The organism is Facklamia sp. P12932, from assembly GCF_050409545.1.
In the GTDB taxonomy this organism is placed as follows: domain Bacteria; phylum Bacillota; class Bacilli; order Lactobacillales; family Aerococcaceae; genus Facklamia.
In genome coordinates this window covers 16,994-37,798 of the sequence record NZ_JBNUPG010000006.1, presented here as the reverse complement: position 1 = coordinate 37,798, position 20,805 = coordinate 16,994, and the positions used below count along the sequence as shown (strand labels likewise).

Sequence of the window (20,805 nt, the reverse complement as noted above, 5' to 3'; positions counted from 1 at the left end):
AGTTCAATGTAAACAGTTATTGTGAATTATATAATTAGTGTTAAGCTTTACATATCAGTGTTTTGTTAGAAAAAACAAAATAATAGAGTGTATTCTGTGCTCATTGTAGCAATAAGATTATAACAGTTGTTTGCTTTCTGTTTTTTGTTTTAGTACACAGAGTTTTAGTTGTTGATTTTGCAAATAAAAAACAAGCATCTGGTTCAGATACTTGTTTTTTATCTTATTCTTCATCTAACATTTTCAAGCGTGCAGGATGGATGTCTATCACCTTACCTAGTTGATCAAGCTCAACAATCTGACTGCCATTATTCTGGCGTTTACTAATATTGATATCAAAAGCCATCATCTCTAATGATTTACCGGTATCCCCTTGAATAATAATCGGTATATTCCCTTTTTGTAAGGCTAAAGCTTTTAAAATCCGATGGGGGTTTGATTTTATTTCTTTTAGAATGAGCGTTCCAACACTGGCGCGATTAGCACTAGCCAGTTCTTCACTATCCATTCGTTTAAGATTTCCTCGATTGGTTAATAAGAAGACTTGTGGTCTTGAAGCTGCTTGATCGATTAAGAGCATCGATACAAGATAATCATCCTTTTTCAGTTTCATACCTACGACCCCTTGTGCTTTTAGTCCTTGAATTGAAACTTGTTCTAAATCAAACCGTAAACCGTAGGAGCGGTGGGTCATACTGGCGATTTGATAGTTCTTGTCTGCTTTAGCTAATCGAGCTGCTACTAATTGATCGTGGTCATCTTGCAATTTAATTGCAGTCATTGTCCGAGTTTTATAGGATCGATAAGTTGAGAATTCTGATAAGAGGGTTTGTTTAATGCGACCTGCTTGTGTCATCATGACAATTCGGTCTTCACTCGGATTATCCGAAGCTTTTTGCGCAAACACCGCAATGATGGACTCCTCTTTATCTAATTGATATTGCTGAGACCAATGTAAACCCAGATCTTTCCAACGAATGTCTGGTAATTCGTGAACAGGTAAATGAATATAATTACCTTTAGATGTGATAATCACAATCGCATCATGAGTCGAGAGTTCTTGAACAAATAATGGATAGTCTAAATCTCTAGATCCTAAATCAGTGGAATCGGAAGCCGTAAATGACCTAACCGAAGTACGTTTCAAGTATCCTTCCTTAGTCACAGACACATAGACTTGCTCTTGTGGGATTAAAAGAGTCTTTTCCAAGGTAATTTCTTCCACTTCCTCTTCTAATTGACTCATTCTCAAACTATTAAACTTTTTCTTAATTTCCTTTAATTCCTTAACCAAAACCTTGTCTAAAGTACTGGCATTAGAAAGGATATTCTCGTACATATGGATTCTTTCGTTAAGTTCAAATTTTTCTTGTTGTAGGCCAACAATATCCGTATTAGTTAAACGGTATAACTGTAAGGAAACAATTGCTTCAGCCTGTGCCATTGAAAAATTATATTGTTGGTGTAAATTATCTTTAGCATTGGCCTTGTTTTCAGATTGGCGAATAGTGGTAATTACTTCATCTAAAATAGAAATAACTCGGATTAAGCCATCAACAATATGAAGACGGTCTTGATCTTTCTTAAGAAGAAATTGAGTTCTTCGACGAATAATGTCTTTTTGATGGTCAAGGTAAGCTTGTAACATTTTTTCTAAGGAACAAAGGACTGGTCGACGATCGTGAATGGCTATCATATTGAAGTGATAATTTACTTGTAAATCGGTGTTTTTATAGAGGTAAGCAAGAATTGGTTCGACCTCTACATCTCTTTTTAGTTCAATGACTAATGAAACACCATTAATATCTGAATCATCGCGAACATCAGCAATCCCTTCTAGCTTTTTAGAAAGACGTATTTCATCTAATTTTTGAATAAGTTTGCCTTTATTAACGTCATAGGGTACTTCACTCACAACAATTTGAGACTTACCACCCTTTAATTTTTCAACTTCTAATTTAGATCGAATAACAACTTTACCTTGACCCGTTTGATAGGCTTCTTTAATGCCCGCTTTACCTTGGATAATACCACCCGTTGGAAAATCTGGTCCTGGTAAATACTTCATTAACTGGTCGACACTGATTTTATCGGGATGCTTAATCATATAAATTAAAGCGTCAATGACTTCCCCTAAGTTGTGTGGAGGAATATCGGTTGCATAACCTGCTGAAATACCGGTTGCGCCATTCACTAGTAGATTAGGAAAGCGAGCGGGTAAAACACGAGGTTCTTCAATGGTATCATCAAAGTTCAGAATCCAATCGACTGTTTGAGAATGGATATCTCTTAAGAGTTCCATGGCGATACTTGAAAGCCTAGCTTCTGTATAACGCATTGCTGCAGCTGGGTCGCCATCCATGGAACCATTATTACCGTGCATGTCGATCAAAGGTTGGCGGTTTTTCCAACTTTGAGACATACGAACCATGGCCTCATAAACCGATGAATCTCCATGTGGATGATAATTACCGATCACATTCCCCACTGTTTTGGCTGATTTGCGATAAGCTTTTTCAGCAGTATTTCCTTCGGCAAACATAGCATATAAAATACGTCTTTGAACGGGTTTTAAACCATCGCGAATATCGGGTAACGCTCTATCTTGAATAATATACTTGGAATAGCGACCAAATCGATCACCGATAACCGATGAAAAATTTAATTCTTGGACTCCTTTATTTTCTAGTTCAGTCATTATAAATCACCTCCAAATAAATCAATTTGTCCATTTTCATCCACTAAATCCTTACTTGGATTTTCATTAAGGTCAGTAGACGGCTCTTTTTTTGATAGCTTATTTTTTGTTTTCGCAGATGCTTTTGAAGCTGGGTTTTTAGCCACTAACAAGGCTTCCTTGTCTTCTTGTGCTAGAGAGTGGTTGGTTTGGGTGTTTTCTTTTAATAGAGAATCTTCTTCATCCATGGTAAATTGAACATTTTTTTCAATCCATTTACGGCGAGGATCTACTTTACTACCCATTAAAGTCGATAAACGCTTTTCGGATAACGAATCATCGTCAAGAGTTACTCTTATCAATAAGCGTGAGGAAGGATTCATAGTCGTATGCCATAATTGATCCGCATTCATCTCTCCGAGCCCCTTATAACGTTGTAAGATGTAGCCTGGTCCCACTGCTTTAATTTTTGCTTGTAGTTCTTCATCTGTCCAAGCGTATTCGATTCTTTCATTCTTACCTTTTCCCTTTGATACCTTATATAGAGGCGGCATGGCCAAATAGACCTTGCCTGCTTCAATCAATGGCTTCATATAGCGGTAGAAGAAAGTTAAAAGCAGTACTTGAATGTGAGCACCATCCGTATCCGCATCCGTCATAATGACCACTTTATCATAGTTAGCAGCTTTAATATCAAAATCAGCCCCTACCCCTGCACCAATTGTGTAGATGAGGGTATTAATTTCTTCATTTTTCATAATATCGCTTAAAGATGCTTTTTCAGTGTTGATGACCTTACCTCTTAAAGGCAATATGGCTTGAAATTTACGATCACGCCCTAATTTAGCTGAGCCACCGGCCGAATCTCCCTCCACGATATAAAGTTCATTCTTTGAAGCATCTTTTGACTGGGCCTTAGTAAGCTTACCTGAAATTAAGCGTTCTTGTTGTTTATTAGAGTTAGAAGAACGTGAAGCCTCACGCGCTTTGCGAGCAGCTTCTCGTGTTTGTCTAGCCTTTAAAGCTTTTCTTAAAATAGTTTGCGCCCAATTACCGTTTTCTGCTAAATAATAACCTAAGTGCTCTGTTACAAAAGATTCAACAATGGTACGTGCCTTTGGACTTCCTAATTTGTCCTTCGTCTGTCCTTCAAATTGTAGATATTGCTCAGGAATACGAACCGATACAATGGCTGCCAGTCCTTCCCGGATATCGGACCCTTCTAAATTTTTATCCTTTTCTTTAATCAAACTCATTTTACGACCGTAGTCATTAAATACCTTGGTAATAGCTGTCTTCATGGCCGTTTCATGCGTGCCTCCACCATTGGTACGAACATTATTAGCAAAAGAAAGAATGGTTTCTGAATAACCATCATTATACTGCATGGCAAAATCAATCTCAAAATCTTCTGATTGGCTTGAAAAAGCCACCACATTTCCCATGACTTCTTTATCTTCATTAAGATATTGAATAAAATCTTGTAAACCATCTTCATAATGAAAAGTCTCTGAAATGTCTTTTCTTTGATCATGAATTTCAATGGTAATTCCTTTTAAAAGGAAGGCTGACTCTCTCAGCCTTTCGGAAATGGTTTCATAGTTAATGGCAGAAGATCCAAATATTTTTTCATCCGGCATAAAATGAACACTTGTACCAGTGTCTGATTGATTATTGTGCTTAGTCTTTTTTAAAGAGCTGGCAGGACGTCCGCCCTCTTCAAACCGCATATGGTATTGGTATCCCTCTCGAATAACCGTCACTTCCAACCATGAAGATAAAGCATTTACGACCGAGGCTCCTACTCCATGAAGCCCTCCAGCGGATTTATATCCACCTTGGCCAAACTTACCACCAGCATGTAATACAGTGAAAATAACTTGAACCGTAGGAACCCCTGAAGCATGCCTACCAATCGGCATGCCCCGGCCATTATCAGTAATGCGAATCGAGCCATCTGCTTCTAAAGACACAACAATTCGATTTGCAAAACCTGATAGAGCTTCATCTACAGAATTATCAACAATTTCATAAATAAGATGGTGAAGGCCCTTTTGATCAGTCGATCCGATATACATACCCGGTCTTTTTCTTACGGCTTCTAGACCTTCTAATATCTGAATGGCATCATCATTATAATTGCTTAAATTCACTTTAGAATTTTTGTTTGCCATTTTCTCACCCTTTTAATGTTATTTAATAAGAAATAGTCATGCGTTTTTTGAATAATCTTTTAACGATAGTATCTATTCAGTATAAAGGCTCTATTTCCCAACTCTATTATCATAGCAGAATAAATCCCGCTTTGACACTTTTGATTTACTTAAAGTTGTTTTGATGCCTAAAAGTCAAAAATATTGCATTTTTATAATTAAGAAATTCGCTTGGTGAAAATTATTCAATCATGTTAGAATGAAGATAGTAAACTAGGAGGTTAATAAATGTTAGCTATCTTAATGATTATTGTCGGATACTTGGCGGGATCGATTCCCTCAGGTGTCTGGTATTCAAAATATATCCACAATATCGATGTTCGGACCCTCGGTTCAGGCAATTCTGGTGGTACGAATATCGGCAGAAATTTTGGACCGATTGCAGCCATTGTAGTTATTATTGTGGATATTTTAAAGGGCTATCTTCCAGTTTTAATGGCCCAACAGCTCTTAGGCTCGGATAGTGATTTAGCTATTATGCTAACGGCTATTGCTGCTGTTCTGGGACATGCCTATCCAATTTTCAGTCAATTCCGTGGTGGAAAAATCGTTGCGACATCGGTAGGTGTACTATTGGCATTTAACTTTTATATTGCTTTAGCCATGGTCGCTCTCTTTATAACCATTCTCTTATTGACATCAATTGTGAGTATTGCTGCCATGACCTCTTTTTTGCTGGTCGCTATTTGGATTATTCTACGAGAACCTTTAGTATATTCTTGGGGCTTTGCCTTTATGGCTGTTTTGATGGTCTATCGTCATCGAGAGAATATTCAAAGACTGCTTAAAGGAGAAGAAAGTCGAGTGACCTTCGGTTTAAATCCTAGAAAAAAATAAATTAAAATAGCTAAGGCATTTTCCTTAGCTATTTTTATCTTTTTAATTTTATTCACCCTTGAAAAATTCCATCGTCAAATCATGAGTACTGATGGATTGGGGGGCTAAACTATGAATTCCCCGTTTATGCTTAAATAGCTCAGGCTCATTGGCAATATCCGGTAAGCCAGACCATGCTTCTACGGCTAAGAAAGGAGCTCGCTTAGGATAAGGAGACCATAAAGCAACATAGTCAAAGCCAATAGAACGAAATTTAATTTCAACATCATTGATAGCATCCATTAAGATAAGTTCAGCTTTTTCACTCACTTGATAGATTAAGGCATCATTTCTAAATTGTTTGTGACGCAGCTTTTGATTAATCACTTCTGTATACTTAGCTCTTTCTAAGTTGACTAGGCCATCATTATTAGTTTGTAAGAGATAATAATACCCTTCTGGATTTAATTGGTAACTTACTTGATTGAATTCCGGATAATTTCTTCCTACTGTATGTGGGAGATTAAAGGCCGGATGATAACCCACTGAATAATATAAAGGTTTTTCAAGTGAAGGATTATAAACTTCAAAAGTAATTGTTAACTTATGATCATATAAAACATAATTAACCTGAAGCGAAAATTCAAAGGGATAGGATTCTAGCGTGTTTTTATTGTTTTTTAAGTAAAAACTTGCAGAAGATTCGGTTTGACTTTGAACAGTAAAGGTATAATCTCTAGCAAACCCATGGCGACTCATTTGGTAGAATTTTCCACCATAAAGATACTGATCATCCTGTAGGCGCCCAACGATGGGAAAAAGGATGGGGGCACTGCGAGACCAATAGAAAGGGTCTGCTTGCCAGAGAAATTCATAGTCTGTCTTTAGATCAGTAATTGACTGGACTTCTGCCCCATTCTCAGTTATCTCCACTTTTAAAAAACTATTTTGAATGGTTACCATAGGCTTCACCCATTTCTTTATAAGATATAGTGGCTAAGATCTTGATTCTCAACCTTATCTGCTAATTTATCATCGACGTATTTTTCAGTAATTTCAATTACCATTGGTGTGTCTGCTGCTTCAAATAATAATTCTTCTAAAACTGTCTCAATAATCGTATGTAGGCGTCTTGCTCCAATATTATCTGTATTGCGGTTTAAGGTTTCCGCATAGTAGGCCATTTTCTGAACTGCTTCATCGCTAAAGTTAACAGTCACCTCTTCAGTAGCTAAAAGGGCCTGATATTGGATAAGTAAGGCATTTTTAGGTTCGGTTAGAATTTTAACAAAATCGTCAGCGGTTAAGTCCTGAAGATTGACTCGAATGGGAAAGCGTCCTTGTAACTCTGGAATTAAATCAGAAGGTTTAGCAACATGGAAAGCACCTGATCCCACAAAGAGAATATGATCAGACTTTATAATACCGTATTTGGTTTGAATTTGACTACCTTCAACGATTGGTAAAATATCACGCTGAACACCCTGTCTTGAAACTTCTCCCGATTGATTACTTGAAGAGGCAATTTTATCTAACTCATCAATAAAAATAATACCGTTTTTCTCAGCTAGTTTTAAGCCTTTTTGATGAATATCCTCTTCGTTTACCAATTTGTCTGCTTCGTCTACTGTTAATAACTTAAGCGCTTCTTTGACAGTCACTGTACGCTGAATCATTTTCTTAGGTCTTAAAGCGTTGAGGGATTCTTGCATATCCATCATTTGCTCCATAGCAGGATTAAGTGAGTTTAACTGTAGTTTCTTTTCTTCCATTTCAATAGTCACTTCTTGTTTATCCAACACACCCTCACGAATTTGCTGGCGAATATGACGACGGTTGGAAGCCACTTCTTCCGTCACTTCTTCTTTTTCTGCGTCTACTTCACCACGCATTTGGCGCATAAAAGCTTCCATATCTGGCAAGACGAAGCCACCGGCATTGTTAGGATCTTTTTTTACTTCCTTCTTTTTCTTCTTACCAGGGACTAGTGCTTTAGCAATTCGATCAATTGCTTTTTCACGTGCTTCATCTTCAACCTCTTGGCGCATTTCATCACGAACGATACGAATTGCTTGCTCTACCAAGTCTCTGACCATTGATTCTACATCACGACCAACATAACCAACTTCGGTATACTTAGTGGCCTCCACCTTTAAAAAAGGGGCCTTAATAATCTTGGCTAGACGTCTAGCAATTTCTGTTTTTCCAACTCCGGTTGGACCAATCATTAATAAATTTTTAGGTTTTACTTCATCTTGCATTTCAGCTTCAAGGCGTAACCGTCTTTGTCTATTTCGAATAGCAACGGCTATTGAACGTTTGGCTTCTGCTTGACCAATGATATATTTATCTAATTCTGCAACTAATTGTCTGGGACTTAATTCCATTCTTACATTCTCCTTTAAATCTAGGATTCAAAACTTTCGACCATGATTTGTTTATTAGTATAAACATCAATTTCAGCAGCAATTTCTAGGGCTTGAGAAACGATCTCTTTTGCACTTAATTGCTCACTTGTTCTAAGCATGGCTCTAGCTGCTGCCAAGGCATAATTGCCCCCCGAACCGATGGTTAAAATACCGTCATCCGGTTCGATAACTTCTCCCGTGCCGGATACTAATAAGAGACTTTCTTTATTCATAACGATTAAAAGGGCTTCTAACTTTTGTAAAGAGCGATCTGTCCGCCATTGTTTGGCTACTTCTACAGCTGCTCGAGTTAATTGGCCTTGATGGGCTTGTAACTTCGTTTCAAACATTTCTGACAAGGTAATAGCATCAGCAACTCCTCCGGCAAATCCAATAACCACTTGATCGTTAAAAATTCTACGAAGCTTGCGGGCACCACCTTTCATAATGACCGTTTCTCCCATTGTGACTTGACCATCTCCCGCCATTGCTAATTTATTATCTTTTTTAACTGCACATATTGTTGTCATTTATTCTTCCTCCTGCTTCTTTCTACGAGCTCTCGGATGAGCTTTTAAGTATTCTGATCGCATTTTATCGCCGGTTATATGGGTATATATTTGTGTAGAAGATAAATTCTCATGGCCTAGGAGTTCTTGGACGGAACGTAAATCTGCCCCACGATTTAATAGATGGGTCGCATAAGAATGTCTCAATTTATGGGGATTAATCTTTAAATTAAGCTGACTTTCTTCTACTATTTTTTGCAAAATATGGCGCACTTGATCAGGGTTAATTGCTTTCCCTTTTTCCGATAAGAATAATATATCATTATTTCTTTGATTCTGCATGGACCATTTACTTAATAACTCTTTACGCTCCGTTTCAATATAATCTTTTAAAGCTCGCATAGCTGGATCTCCAAAAGGGACAATTCGTTCCTTATTCCCCTTGCCGAACACACGTACAATTTGCAAGGAAAAATCAAGTTGGTCTAGTCTTATCTGACAGCATTCTGAAACGCGGATACCCGTTGCATACATCAATTCAAGGATGGCGAGGTTTCGCTTGGGATAATCTAAAAGACTAGTTTTAGCTACTTTAATGAGACTTTCAATTTCATTTTCATAGAAAAAAGAGGGCAAATGAGTCTCTTTTGCTTTATAAGTAATTAACTCCATTGGATCTTGGTCAATCCAATGCCGACGCAAACAATAATTAAAAAAAGAACGTAAAGAGGATAATTTTCTGGCAATCGTTTTGGGATTAAGCGAGCGTTCGTTTAGATAGGCTAAATAAAGCCTTAAATCTTGATAGGAAATTTGCTCTAAGCTAACTTCTCCTGAACTTTTAATAAAAAGCCAGAATTGGTTCAGATCTCTTTGGTAGGCGATGACTGTATGTTGAGAATAACGACGTTCGTTCAATAAATAATTCAAAAAATTAATAATCTTCTCCTGCATCATTTATCACCTCAATTTCCTCTTTTTTTATTATACCTTTTCTTTGAATTCATAGCCAATTAAGCGCCATATTCAAAATGCAGGCTAAAAGTAAATTTTATAGTTCAGTTAATATTTCTAAATAGATAAAAAACCGAACACTCACAAAACTGTGAAGCATTCGGTTTTAGCTAAATTGATTGAATTAAAGAAGTTTTTTTAAAATTCGCTTAGCTTTCTATGGCTTCAGTATAATCACAAGAAGAACATTGAACTTGCTTGCCTTTACGAGATTTCTTTTCGATAAGATACTCATTACATTTTGGACAATTACGACCGATTGGTTTGTCCCAAGAAACGAATTCACATTCTGGATATCTTGAACACCCATAAAATATTCGGTTCTTCTTCGATTTTCTTTCGATAATTTCGCCCTCTTTGCATGTAGGACATTTTACACCAATTTCTTTGACGATGGCTTCAGTATGACGGCATTCTGGAAAATTGGAGCAGGCATAAAACTTACCATAGCGACCAATTTTGATGACCATTGGATTGCCACACTCTGGGCAGTCAAAACCAGCTGGTTCATTTTTTATCTCAATTTTTTCCATCTCTTCTTCTGCCTTGTCTAAATCTTTAGCGAAAATCTGATAAAAATCATTCAGAACTTTCTGCCATTCTACTTTATTTTCCTCGATTTGGTCAAGTTTATTTTCCATCCCAGCTGTAAATTCAGAATCAACAATATCTGGAAAGTAAATTTCCATCATGTCATTGACAATTTCTCCTAGTTCTGTCGGCGTAAAACGTTTAGCTTCCATTTTAACATAGTAGCGTTTACGCAAGGTTTCTAAGGTTGGTGCGTAAGTGGAAGGTCGCCCAATCCCCAACTCTTCAAGCATTTTAACTAGGCTGGCTTCATTATAGCGTGCTGGTGGTTGAGTAAAATGCTGACTTGGATCAATCTTTTCAGCTGTAACTGCATCTCCTTCTTTCAAAGCTGGCAGATAGTTATCTTTATCTGATTTACTTGGATAAACTTTCAAGAAGCCTTCAAATTTAATGCGTGAACCATTCGCACGAAAGAGAACATCATTTTGAATGATATCCGCTTTAATTGTATCATAGACGGCATTTGACATTTGTGAAGCCACAAAGCGTGCCCATATTAAAGCATAGAGACGGAATTGGTCCTTAGTTAATGAATCTTTAATCGATTCGGGTGTTAAACTGACATTTGAGGGACGTATAGCTTCATGAGCATCCTGAGCCCCTGCTTTATTATTCACCTTATGTCCTGCTCCCAAATACTGCTCACCATAGGTATCTTTAATAAAATCTCCTGCCATCTTTTTGGCTGTTGGTGAAATTCGAGTCGAATCGGTACGCATATAAGTAATCAAGCCGATGGTGTTACGACGAATAGATATGCCTTCATAAAGCTGCTGAGCAATCATCATGGTTTTGCCGGTACGGAAATTCAAACGATTGGCAGCATCTTGCTGCAAGGTAGAGGTAGTAAACGGTGCATTGGGCTTACGAAAACGTTCTTTTTCAGTAATTGATTGAATATTAAATTCACCTTTAAGGTCAAGACGTTTCATAACTTGATCAACTTGCTCTTTATTCTTGAGCTCAGTTTTTTTACCGTCTAGTCCATAGAATTCTGCTTCAAATTTCGACCGTCCTTTTTTAAAGTTCGCTGGAATTTTCCAATATTCTTCTGGTTTAAATTGGCGGATTTTCTTTTCACGGTCAATAATTAGTTTTAAAGTGGTCGATTGAACACGCCCTGCTGATAAACCACCTTTAATCTTCTTCCATAATAAAGGTGAGATAGAATAACCCACTATTCGGTCTAAAATTCTTCTTGCTTGTTGAGAATCCACTAAGTCTTGATCGATTTGTCGTGGTTGCTTAAATGCTTCTTTAACCGATTCTTTAGTAATCTCATTAAATACTACACGGTTAGCCGCTTGCGGATCTAATTTTAATAGATAGGAAAGATGCCAAGCAATTGCTTCTCCTTCACGGTCCGGGTCACTTGCTAAATAGACTTTTTCAGCCTTATTGGCTAATTTTCTAAGCTCCTTAATGGTATCGCCTCTGCCCCTAATTGAAATATAATGCGGTTCAAAATTATTTTCTAAGTCAATGCCCATTCGTGATTTCGGTAGATCTCTGAGATGACCTTTTGAAGCAACGACTTTATAATTTTTGCCTAAATATTTATCAATAGTTTTGGCTTTGGTTGGTGATTCGACTATGACGAGATATTTATAGGCCAAGTAACAATCACTCCCTTTCTTATTCCTTTGCTCATATGCAAAATCGTAACAATCTTATGCTAAACTTTCAATTATGTCAATGAATACTCTTTATTTTATCTTTTGCCGTTGATAATCTAGAGCTATCTCTTCTATTAATTGGTCCAAATCGACAATCGGTCTTGCCCCTGCTTGTATTAAGTGATTGCATCCATAAGATTGCGGGTCATCGATGGGTCCAGGTAAAGCATAAATTTGATTATTATATTCCAAGGCATAATTAGCAGTAATTAATGAGCCCGATTTCTTGGCTGCTTGAATGACAATCACTACGGGGCATAGCCCAGCCACCAAACGATTTCTTGCAATAAATTGATACTTTCGAATAGCTTGATGGGGTAGGTACTCACTTAATAACAAATGACTGCTTGCTATTTGTTCTTGGAGCTGATGATGTTCTTTGGGATAATAATGCTCAAAGCCATTGGCAACAATAGCGATGGTTCTCCCTTCTTTTTCACTCATACAAGCCTTATGCGAAATAAAATCCGCTCCTTTAGCCAAACCTGAAACAATCACAAAGCTCGCTTTAGTTAGTGCCTTGCTAATTTTTTGTGCGCTTTTTTTTCCATAAGCCGATAATTTTCTAGATCCAACAATCGCAACTAAAGGTCGATTTAAAAGGTTAAGATCTCCTCTATAAAAAAACAAAATAGGTGGTTGGGGAAGCTGAAGCCAGCGATAGGGATATGATTTTTCACCAAAGAGAATCGCTTGCTTTTCTAAATTAGTTAGAATCTCTTGACAACTTTCCCAATCCTTGAAGAGTGCCTCTTCCTTAAATGACCACATGTTATTAATAAGTAAATAATGAACACTTGCTTGACGAGAGAGATTTTGTCTAACTTTAAAATAATGCCACAAATGACGGTATTTAACGCCTTTCATCTGTAAATAGATTAACTCTCTTTTTATCATGGCCTACACTCCTTAAGCTTTTACCCTTAAGATACAAAGTAATTAGGCCATAAGTGCTCTGCGATCCTCATTAAAAGCTTTAAGACATACAAAAGAGCAAATATTTTTCAATACTTGCTCTTTAAAATTTTGGCCAACTTACGAACCATAGAATTTATTAATTTTTTGAACAGGACTAAAGGATTGTCTATGAATAGCCGTGTAGCCGTATTGTTCTAACGCAACCAGATGTTTCTTAGTTGGATAGCCCATGTGCTGGTCAAAACCATATTCTGGATACCATCTTGCATAATCCACCATCAGCTGGTCACGATGGACCTTGGCAATAATAGAAGCAGCAGCTATGGAAAGTGAGCGTTGATCACCTTTCACCACTGCTTTTTGTTGAATCTGTAAATCTAATTTCATGGCGTCTACGACAACAAAATCCACTGCTTTGTTGAGCTTTAGAACAGCTTCTTTCATGGCCATACGACTGGCCTCATAAATATTAATGCGATCAATCGCTTGAGGAGATATGCTTGTGATGGCATAAGCTTTAGCTTGTTGTTTTATCATTTCAGCTAAGTCTGAACGCTTTTGATGCGTTAAGGTTTTCGAATCATTGACGTCCACCCAATCACTGGTATCTTGAGGTAAAATAACTGCCGCTGCTACTACTGGACCAGCTATCGGACCTCTCCCCACTTCATCAACTCCTGCAAGCACAAAAGACTGGTTAGCATCCAATAATTGGCGATCAAAGTCTAGGCGTTTTTGATAAGCTTGATAACGTTGGTTATAAGCAATTAACACTCGTTTATGACGTCTTACTAGCTCTTGAACTCCTTTTCTAGGATCTTCTTTTAATTGATTGAGGTAAACATCTTCAAGGTCTTCAATTGTTTTTAGCTGCGCTTTGATTTCTTTAATGGTTTGTTTCAATGTTAACCCTCTCAATCGGACGATCGAGTGTAATCGAACCCAGTTTATGTTGACGAAAATCAAATATTAATCGCTCAGCTGCTTGGGTATAGTCTTGATCCAGTTTTAATGTCTGTGTCAAACTAGTTAAAATTTCAGCCGCAGCCATCTCTTGATGATAGTCTTCTAAATGATAAAATTCTTTTAATAAACCAGGGTAAAATTGTTCTAAATGACCGATCAACACTAAAGATAGCTCCTGCATTTCGACTAATTGGTCTTTAATGGCTCCGGTTAAGGCTAAGTGATAACCCGTCAAGGGATCTTCAAACTTAGGCCATAAGATACCAGGCGTATCTAGTAATTCAAACTCTTTCCCAATTTTTAGCCACCGCTGCGCTTTAGTAACCCCTGGTTTATTGCCAGTTTGTGCTTGATTTTTTCCGACAAAGCGGTTAATGAGCGTTGACTTGCCGACATTGGGGATGCCTAAAATCATCAGACGAATCGCTCTAGGTTTTACCCCTTTAGCTTTTTGTTTGGCAAAAAAATCTACCATTAAGTCTTTGCAGGCCTTCTTAAGTTCATTCAAACCCAATTGATGCTGAGCATCAATTGCTAAAGCAATTTGACCTTGTTCTTGATAGTGTTGAATCCAATGTTTAGTTAAATTGGGGTCAGCTAAATCTGCTTTATTTAAAGCCAGAATTGAAGGTTTCTGATTAATAATTTCTGTAATCACAGGATTACGGCTGGATTCAGGTATGCGAGCATCTGCCAATTCAATTACTAAATCCACTAAATTAAGTTTTTCCTTTGCTTCCCTTTTAGCCTTTGCCATATGGCCTGGAAACCACTGAATCTGATTCAATTTATCCCTCCTTTTTAATAGACTCTTTATTCTATAGCTTGCAGTTTACCTACTTTTCCTATTCGATCAAGAGGATAATAAATAAAGTTAGCTTCTCCTTCAATTTCATCAATATCGACATAACCAAATTGGCGACTGTCTCCTGAACCAGGTCGGTTATCACCCATCACAAAAACTTTACCTTCTGGAATAAGCGGATCACCTGTTATTTCCCACAGAGTGAAGTCTTCAGTATAATTTGTCTCCATATTAGATTTGGCCGGCTCCAAATAAGGTTCTTCAATCAACTGATCATTGATGAATAACTGATCTTCTCTTACTACAATCGAATCTCCTGGAAGGCCAATTAAACGCTTCACATAGGTTCTGCCAGAACCCATAGGATCAGGAAAGACAATAATGTCAAAACGGTCTAAATCAAATTGTTTCCACATTATCAAATGGTCTGCTTGATAAAGAGTGGGATTCATTGATTTACCTTCAACTTGAAAGGGCTGTGCAAGATAGTTACGTACAGCTAAAAAGAGAAACAAAGCAGCAAGAATCACAAAAATGATATTTACGAACTCTATTAGAATTGTTTTAAAAAATTTCCCCATCTTATTCTCCTAATAAGGCCTCGATAGCTGCTTGATATTGTGGGTCTTCTGCTTCTAAATAAGCTCGCGTTTCTTCAACCAATTTGTCACTGGTTGCTGAGTCAATAACACCGTTTACTTCTAGCTTAAAGTCCTTTTGAAAGTTCCTTACAGCTTCTTCCATTTCAGGATTAAAATAAGCTGTTTTTTCCTCTTGATAACCCAATGCTTGTAACATTAAACTAGCTGATTGAACGTATTCGGAGGCATCGCCTATTTTTAAATCTTCTTCTTGATTTAACACAATCGTATTAGCGACTTCTGGTGCTTCTACCACTTGATCAGGTTCGATTCCTTTCTCATGAATCCACCCCCCACTAGGTGTAAGCCATTTTGCTACGGTTAATTTTAATTCCCCATATGAGGATTCTGAAATCATTCTTTGAACCGTCCCTTTTCCGAAAGAAGTCACCCCGATCACAGGGGCATCCGTATTTTCTTTAATGGCAGCAGCTAAAATTTCACTAGCTGAAGCCGAGCCTTCATCGATTAATAATACATAAGGCTCTGTAATTTGAAAATCACCATAGCGCTCGTCAGAAGCCACATACTCAAACGGCTCACTCAGACGATCATCTGTTTGCATAATGACTTGATCATCATCTAAGAACATATTACTAACTTGTAAAGCTGTTTCCAACATTCCTCCAGGATTATAGCGGAAATCAAAAATAAAGCGATCGACACCTTTTGACCGTAAGTCTTTAACGGCCGATACCATTTCCTCATAAGTTGATGAAGCAAATTGGCTCACTTTAACGACTCCCACTTGGTCATATTCATCATCTTGTTCATAGTCGACCGTAGTAAGAGGAATTTCTTCTCGAATCATAGTTACTTCAAAGGTTGATTGACCTCTCTTGATCGTTAAAGTGATCTCAGACCCCAAGGGTCCACGAATCTTTTGCACGATTTCACTGGTGTCTAATCCCTGAAGATCCACATCATCGGCTTTTAGAATAATATCATTGGCTTTGATACCTGCTTTTGCAGCGGGAGTTCCGTCAATCGGAGCTATAACCGTAGGCAAACTATCTTTTAACATAAATTGAACCCCTATACCGGTGAAGGATCCTTCCAGAGAATCATCAAAAGGCGTTATTTCAGTAGGGTTTAAAAATTCAGAATAGGGATCATCCACCGCATCCACCATGCCTTTTAGAGCTCCTTCTAAAAGCTTTTCTTTATCTAATTCCTCAATATAATTGATTTGTAAAGAATTATAAACTTCTTGGATAATCGCTAAATCTTCTTTGGTTAATTGATCTTCTTTTTCAACTGAAGGACTGCCAAATAGCTTTCCCATAGCTGAAATCGGAAGCGCTTTATAATTCATAACCAAAGCAAAAAGCGAAAAGATTAAAAAAAGGCAAAGCCATTTATCTGGAGTCCACTGAAGAAGGTTGTTTTTTTGCTTCTTGATAAATTTGCATTTAAAAATCATTTCATCTCCCTTCTTTCTATTGTTTAATCCAATTTTAAAGCTGTTTCTAAAGCTATTTCCATCATGTCTGTAAAGGTTTGTTCACGCTCTTGAGCGGTTGTCTCTTCACCAGTTAATAGATGGTCAGAAATCGTACAAATAGCTAAAGCTCTGCGCTGATATTTTGCTGCCACGGCATAAAGTCCGGCTGCTTCCATTTCAACTGCTAGAACACCATATTGAGCTAATTTTTCTTTATCTAACTCATCATTATAAAAACGATCGCTAGAAAGTACATTCCCTACATGAACCCGGTCTCCTACTTTTGTTTGTGCCAAATGATAAGCGTGATCAAGACTTTGAAAATCAGCAAGTGCAGCATAGGAAACTTGTCCTTTAAAAATATTACTTAAAGCTGAAGAATCGGTTGTAGCTCCTTGGGCTAAGACTATGTCTCTAACTTTAACATTTTCTTGCATACCACCGGCAGATCCTACCCGAATAATTGTTTGCACATCATAGTCACGGTAAAGCTCCTCTGCATAGATCATAGCTGATGGCATCCCCATTCCAGATCCTTGAACCGATACTTTTATACCGTGGTAATCTCCTGTGTAGCCAAACATATTGCGCACTTCGTTATATTGAATAACATTTTCTAAAAATTGGTCAGCAATATATTTTGCTCTTAAGGGATCACCGGGAAACAGAACTATCGGGGCTATTTGCCCATAGTGGGCTTGAATATGTGTACTCATCAAATCTCTCCTTTAAATTGCATATTGATATTGGTGCCAGGCATCATCAAAAATACTTAATAGTCTTGAATAGTGACTATTTTTTTCTAAATAATCAGATATTTCTTGAAAATCATGACTTTGCTTGGGAAAAGCAATGTCGTTACTGACTGCATTGGCTAAGCGACTCATGGGATCATTGGCAGCTTCATCAGCATATCGCATTATAAATTCATAAAAACTAGGTCCCATCCTAGACCTCCTATTCTTTAAAGATCATTCTTTGATAAAGTTAAATACTCTGGGTTTCGTGGAATTATTTTTATTATAGCATTTGTAATCCTAATAAATAAATCAATTATTCCATAAACCGACTTTTCTTTCATCTAAACCCTAACTTAAGTATAATTGAATTAGTATAAAAGAAGGAGCCGATTAAATGTTTAATTCATCTTCGTCCAATCCGACAATGACACCATCTAGAAGTAGTCATTCATTCAAACAAGTCGAAACTTGGAATGCTATCACTCATGGAATCGCTGCTGCTTTATCTTTGCTTGGGACTTATATACTCATTAAAAAAGGATTAGCTCAAAGATCCAGCATCGATATGATTGCCTATATCGTTTATGGCTTTTCTTTGGTGGCCCTTTTTACTAATTCAACCCTCTACCATTCTTTTTCCCACAGTAAATATCGACGTGTTTTACAAAAACTGGACCATTCAGCGATCTATTTATTAATTGCCGGAACTTATACTCCCTATCTCATGATAGCTCTTAATAATCACTTGGCTTATCTCTTTCTTGCTCTCATCTGGATGTTGGCAATAGCAGGGATTGTATTTGAAGTCTTTGCTATCGACTGTTTTCCAAAGTTATCGACCTATCTTTATTTAGCATTAGGATGGCTGTGCCTATTAATTATTTATCCCCTCTTTAAATCAATAGACCTTTGGGGAATAATTTATCTGGCTCTAGGTGGGATCGCCTATTCTCTCGGTACGATATTTTATTCTATGAAATCTAATCGCTGGATGCACGTTATTTGGCACCTCTTTGTTATTTTAGGAGCAGGTTTAATGTTTTACTCAATTTTTCAATACCTATAAACTTCAATCAATAAAATCCATCTCTCATTCTAAAAAGAATAGGAGATGGATTTATTCTTATGTTCTCTCTACGGTTGCTGAAACAGCTTCAAATATAGCCGATCGAAATCCATTCGCTTCTAAACTTCTAACACCGGCAATGGTCGTACCCTTAGGACTGGTCACAGCGTCTTTTAATTGAGCAGGATGTTGATGACTTTCCAGAACCATTTGACCGGCACCAGCCACTGTTTTAGCCGCCATATCAATGGCTTGCTGACGGTTCAAGCCATAATAAACGCCGGCATCACTGATAGCTTCAATCAACTGGTAGATAAAGGCAGGACCTGATCCTGCAATAGCAGAAGCAACATCAAATAAGCTTTCTTCGATCAACTGAAGATGTCCCAAGGGTTGTAATAAGTTCTTAAATTCATTAATTACTTGGTCATTGAAATTTTCTTTCTGGTAACAATAAGAAACATAACCCTGTCCGATGGCAACAGGGGTATTAGGCATTATGCGGATAAGATGATGCCCTTGAGGAAGTAGCTTTTGAATACTACTTAATGACCTACCCACTACCATCGATATCCATAATTTAGAATCAAGTAATTCAATAGAATTAAGGGAGTCCAACAAGATATTTAAGTCTTTCGGTTTGACTCCGATAAAAAAGATTTGAGCAGAAGCTAAAAGCTTTTCAAGACTATTTACTGCTTCAACACTCTCACCACAGTCCTTAGCCAAGCTTTGACTTTTATAATTGTCTTTATCATATAAGTAAAAGGCTAAATTGGAAAAGTTAGTCGAAAGAGACTTTATAATCGCTGATCCCATATTGCCACAACCAATGCAGCCAATTGCTTTAAAAGTGGTAAAATCAGTCATTTATTTTCTCACCCACCACTCAAAACGATGAGGGTATTCATTATCTGCATCTGCAGGAACTTCAACCAGCTTATCCAAACGGAACTTTTCTTGATCAATATCCGCCATATAGGTATCTGCAGGAAACTCTCCTTCGATGACGGTACGCACAATCTTATCGACGTGGTCCATCAAAGTTTTGAAAACACCTGCTCCTCCAATAACCATTAATTCTTGATCTTTTGCTAGCTCTAAGACATCTTCTACACTATGTACCAAGTTCAGCTGTGCAATATCTTGACCATAATCTTCTTGACTGGTTAATACAACCGTCTTGCGACCTGGTAAAAATCTACGGTCCATTGATTCGAAAGTCGTTCTCCCCATCAACATAGTATGTCCCATGGTAACTTCTTTAAAAAAATTGAGGTCGTTAGGTAAATGCCATGGTAAGTCCTTTTGATAACCAATTGCGCCTTTTAAATCTTGGGCATAAACATATGTAATCATCATTTCTCCTCCTATTTACTAAACTGAGATAGCTGCTTTAATTGTTGGATGTGGATGGTAGTTTTCAATCTGAATCTGATTCAAATTCAATTGATCGATGGATTGAAAATCTGAAATGTTAAGCTGGGGAAGCGAACGTGGAGAACGCTCTAAAAGAGTCCGTGCTGCCTTTAAATGGGTTAAATACAAATGGGCATCCCCTAAAACATGAACAAATTCACCCGGCTGTAAATGAGTTTCTTTGGCGATTAAATGGGTTAATAAAGCATAAGAAGCAATATTAAAAGGAACGCCTAAGAACACATCTGCTGAGCGTTGATAAAGCTGACAGGATAAACGGCCTTTACTAACATAGAATTGAAAGAAGCAATGACAGGGTGGTAAGACCGCTTTATCAATAGCTGCAGGGTTCCATGCCGTTACGATATGCCTTCTAGAATCTGGATTATCTTTAAGAGATTCAATGACCTGCTGAATTTGATCAATGGTTTCACCATTCGCCTCCCAAGATCGCCATTGTTTGCCATAGATAGGACCTAAGTCACCATGCTTAGCCGCAAACTGATTGCTAGCTATAATATTAGCTTGAAAACTAGACATCTCCATCTGGTAGTTTTCTGCAAATTCTTTATCTTCTAGGATACGTCGACCAAAATCAGTCATGTCCACTCCTTTGTAGTCAGCTGATTGCGTATAGTTTTCAAAGGCCCATTCATCCCAAATATGATTGTTATGGATTAATAAATATTTAATATTGGTATCCCCCTTTAAAAACCACATTAATTCCGATTTAACTAGACCAAAAGGCACCCGTTTAGTAGTCAAAAGAGGAAAGTCTTTACTGAGATCAAATCGCATTTGATAACCGAAAGTTGATAGCGTACCAGTTCCTGTGCGATCGGACTTTTTGTCACCATGGTCTAGAATATAACTGATCAGTTCTTGATATTGTTTCATCC

19 protein-coding genes are annotated in these 20,805 nt (G+C 37.5%); 2 read left to right on the top strand and 17 right to left on the bottom strand.

Annotated elements, in window-relative coordinates:
• Positions 1–223: 223 nt before the first annotated feature.
• Together parC and parE are read right to left on the bottom strand one after the other, a co-directional pair.
• Positions 224–2,698, bottom strand: a complete 2,475-nt coding sequence (gene parC / locus ACQV2P_RS04170) for a DNA topoisomerase IV subunit A (RefSeq protein WP_428876251.1) — start codon at positions 2,696–2,698, stop codon at positions 224–226.
• Positions 2,698–4,851 (bottom strand): DNA topoisomerase IV subunit B, encoded by a 2,154-nt coding sequence (gene parE / locus ACQV2P_RS04165; RefSeq protein WP_428881772.1) that lies wholly within the window; start codon positions 4,849–4,851, stop codon positions 2,698–2,700. The genes parC and parE overlap by 1 nt, the downstream gene beginning before the upstream one ends.
• Before the next feature lie 267 nt (positions 4,852–5,118).
• Between parE and plsY the strand changes: the two genes are divergently transcribed.
• Entirely contained in the window at positions 5,119–5,727 is a 609-nt protein-coding gene (gene plsY / locus ACQV2P_RS04160) for a glycerol-3-phosphate 1-O-acyltransferase PlsY (RefSeq protein WP_428873410.1), read from the top strand.
• Positions 5,728–5,775: 48 nt separating this feature from the next.
• On the opposite strand, the gene ACQV2P_RS04155 is transcribed toward plsY, so the two are convergent.
• From ACQV2P_RS04155 to ACQV2P_RS04100, 12 genes are all read right to left on the bottom strand, one after another.
• The gene (locus ACQV2P_RS04155) at positions 5,776–6,669 is read right to left on the bottom strand and encodes an aldose 1-epimerase family protein (protein ID WP_428873411.1); all 894 of its coding nucleotides are present in this window, start codon (positions 6,667–6,669) and stop codon (positions 5,776–5,778) included.
• A gap of 17 nt (positions 6,670–6,686) precedes the next feature.
• The gene (gene hslU, locus ACQV2P_RS04150) at positions 6,687–8,093 is read right to left on the bottom strand and encodes an ATP-dependent protease ATPase subunit HslU (RefSeq protein ID WP_428892635.1); all 1,407 of its coding nucleotides are present in this window, start codon (positions 8,091–8,093) and stop codon (positions 6,687–6,689) included.
• A gap of 20 nt (positions 8,094–8,113) precedes the next feature.
• Positions 8,114–8,644, bottom strand: coding sequence for an ATP-dependent protease subunit HslV (hslV, locus tag ACQV2P_RS04145; protein WP_428873413.1), 531 nt, complete (start codon positions 8,642–8,644; stop codon positions 8,114–8,116).
• Entirely contained in the window at positions 8,645–9,577 is a 933-nt protein-coding gene (gene xerC, locus ACQV2P_RS04140; RefSeq protein ID WP_428894655.1) for a tyrosine recombinase XerC, read from the bottom strand.
• Positions 9,578–9,786: 209 nt separating this feature from the next.
• A complete protein-coding gene (gene topA, locus ACQV2P_RS04135; RefSeq protein WP_428873415.1) occupies positions 9,787–11,847 on the bottom strand; it encodes a type I DNA topoisomerase in 2,061 nt (686 codons plus the stop codon).
• 90 nt (positions 11,848–11,937) lie between these two features.
• Entirely contained in the window at positions 11,938–12,804 is an 867-nt protein-coding gene (dprA, locus tag ACQV2P_RS04130; RefSeq protein WP_428894654.1) for a DNA-processing protein DprA, read from the bottom strand.
• A gap of 138 nt (positions 12,805–12,942) precedes the next feature.
• On the bottom strand, positions 12,943–13,728 hold the full coding sequence (locus tag ACQV2P_RS04125) for a ribonuclease HII (protein ID WP_428875205.1): 786 nt from the start codon (positions 13,726–13,728) through the stop codon (positions 12,943–12,945).
• Positions 13,712–14,578 carry a ribosome biogenesis GTPase YlqF gene (gene ylqF / locus ACQV2P_RS04120; RefSeq protein WP_428873418.1) on the bottom strand — a complete coding sequence of 289 codons (867 nt, stop codon included), beginning with the start codon at positions 14,576–14,578 and terminating at the stop codon, positions 13,712–13,714. Before ylqF ends, ACQV2P_RS04125 begins: the two co-directional genes overlap by 17 nt.
• Before the next feature lie 26 nt (positions 14,579–14,604).
• A complete protein-coding gene (gene lepB, locus ACQV2P_RS04115) occupies positions 14,605–15,177 on the bottom strand; it encodes a signal peptidase I (protein ID WP_428894653.1) in 573 nt (190 codons plus the stop codon).
• A gap of 1 nt (position 15,178) precedes the next feature.
• Positions 15,179–16,660: a S41 family peptidase gene (locus ACQV2P_RS04110; protein WP_428894652.1), complete on the bottom strand. Its 1,482-nt coding sequence runs from the start codon at positions 16,658–16,660 to the stop codon at positions 15,179–15,181.
• 23 nt (positions 16,661–16,683) lie between these two features.
• Positions 16,684–17,397 (bottom strand): purine-nucleoside phosphorylase, encoded by a 714-nt coding sequence (deoD, locus tag ACQV2P_RS04105; RefSeq protein ID WP_428873422.1) that lies wholly within the window; start codon positions 17,395–17,397, stop codon positions 16,684–16,686.
• 12 nt (positions 17,398–17,409) lie between these two features.
• Positions 17,410–17,628, bottom strand: a complete 219-nt coding sequence (locus tag ACQV2P_RS04100; RefSeq protein WP_428873423.1) for a YozE family protein — start codon at positions 17,626–17,628, stop codon at positions 17,410–17,412.
• A 187-nt stretch (positions 17,629–17,815) separates the two neighbouring features.
• Here ACQV2P_RS04100 and trhA point away from each other — a divergent pair, with 187 nt between their 5' ends.
• Positions 17,816–18,487, top strand: coding sequence for a PAQR family membrane homeostasis protein TrhA (gene trhA, locus ACQV2P_RS04095; protein ID WP_428873424.1), 672 nt, complete (start codon positions 17,816–17,818; stop codon positions 18,485–18,487).
• A gap of 57 nt (positions 18,488–18,544) precedes the next feature.
• Here the strand turns inward: trhA and proC are convergent, their stop codons facing one another.
• Genes proC through ACQV2P_RS04080 form a run of 3 tightly spaced genes read right to left on the bottom strand, consistent with a single transcriptional unit; the run spans position 18,545 to position 20,803 of the window.
• Complete coding sequence (gene proC, locus ACQV2P_RS04090; protein ID WP_428873425.1) at positions 18,545–19,357, bottom strand: pyrroline-5-carboxylate reductase; 813 nt, start codon at positions 19,355–19,357, stop codon at positions 18,545–18,547.
• Positions 19,358–19,849, bottom strand: a complete 492-nt coding sequence (locus ACQV2P_RS04085; RefSeq protein ID WP_428894651.1) for a dihydrofolate reductase — start codon at positions 19,847–19,849, stop codon at positions 19,358–19,360.
• Between the two features lie 15 nt (positions 19,850–19,864).
• Positions 19,865–20,803 (bottom strand): thymidylate synthase, encoded by a 939-nt coding sequence (locus tag ACQV2P_RS04080; RefSeq protein WP_428873428.1) that lies wholly within the window; start codon positions 20,801–20,803, stop codon positions 19,865–19,867.
• Positions 20,804–20,805 lie beyond the last annotated feature (2 nt).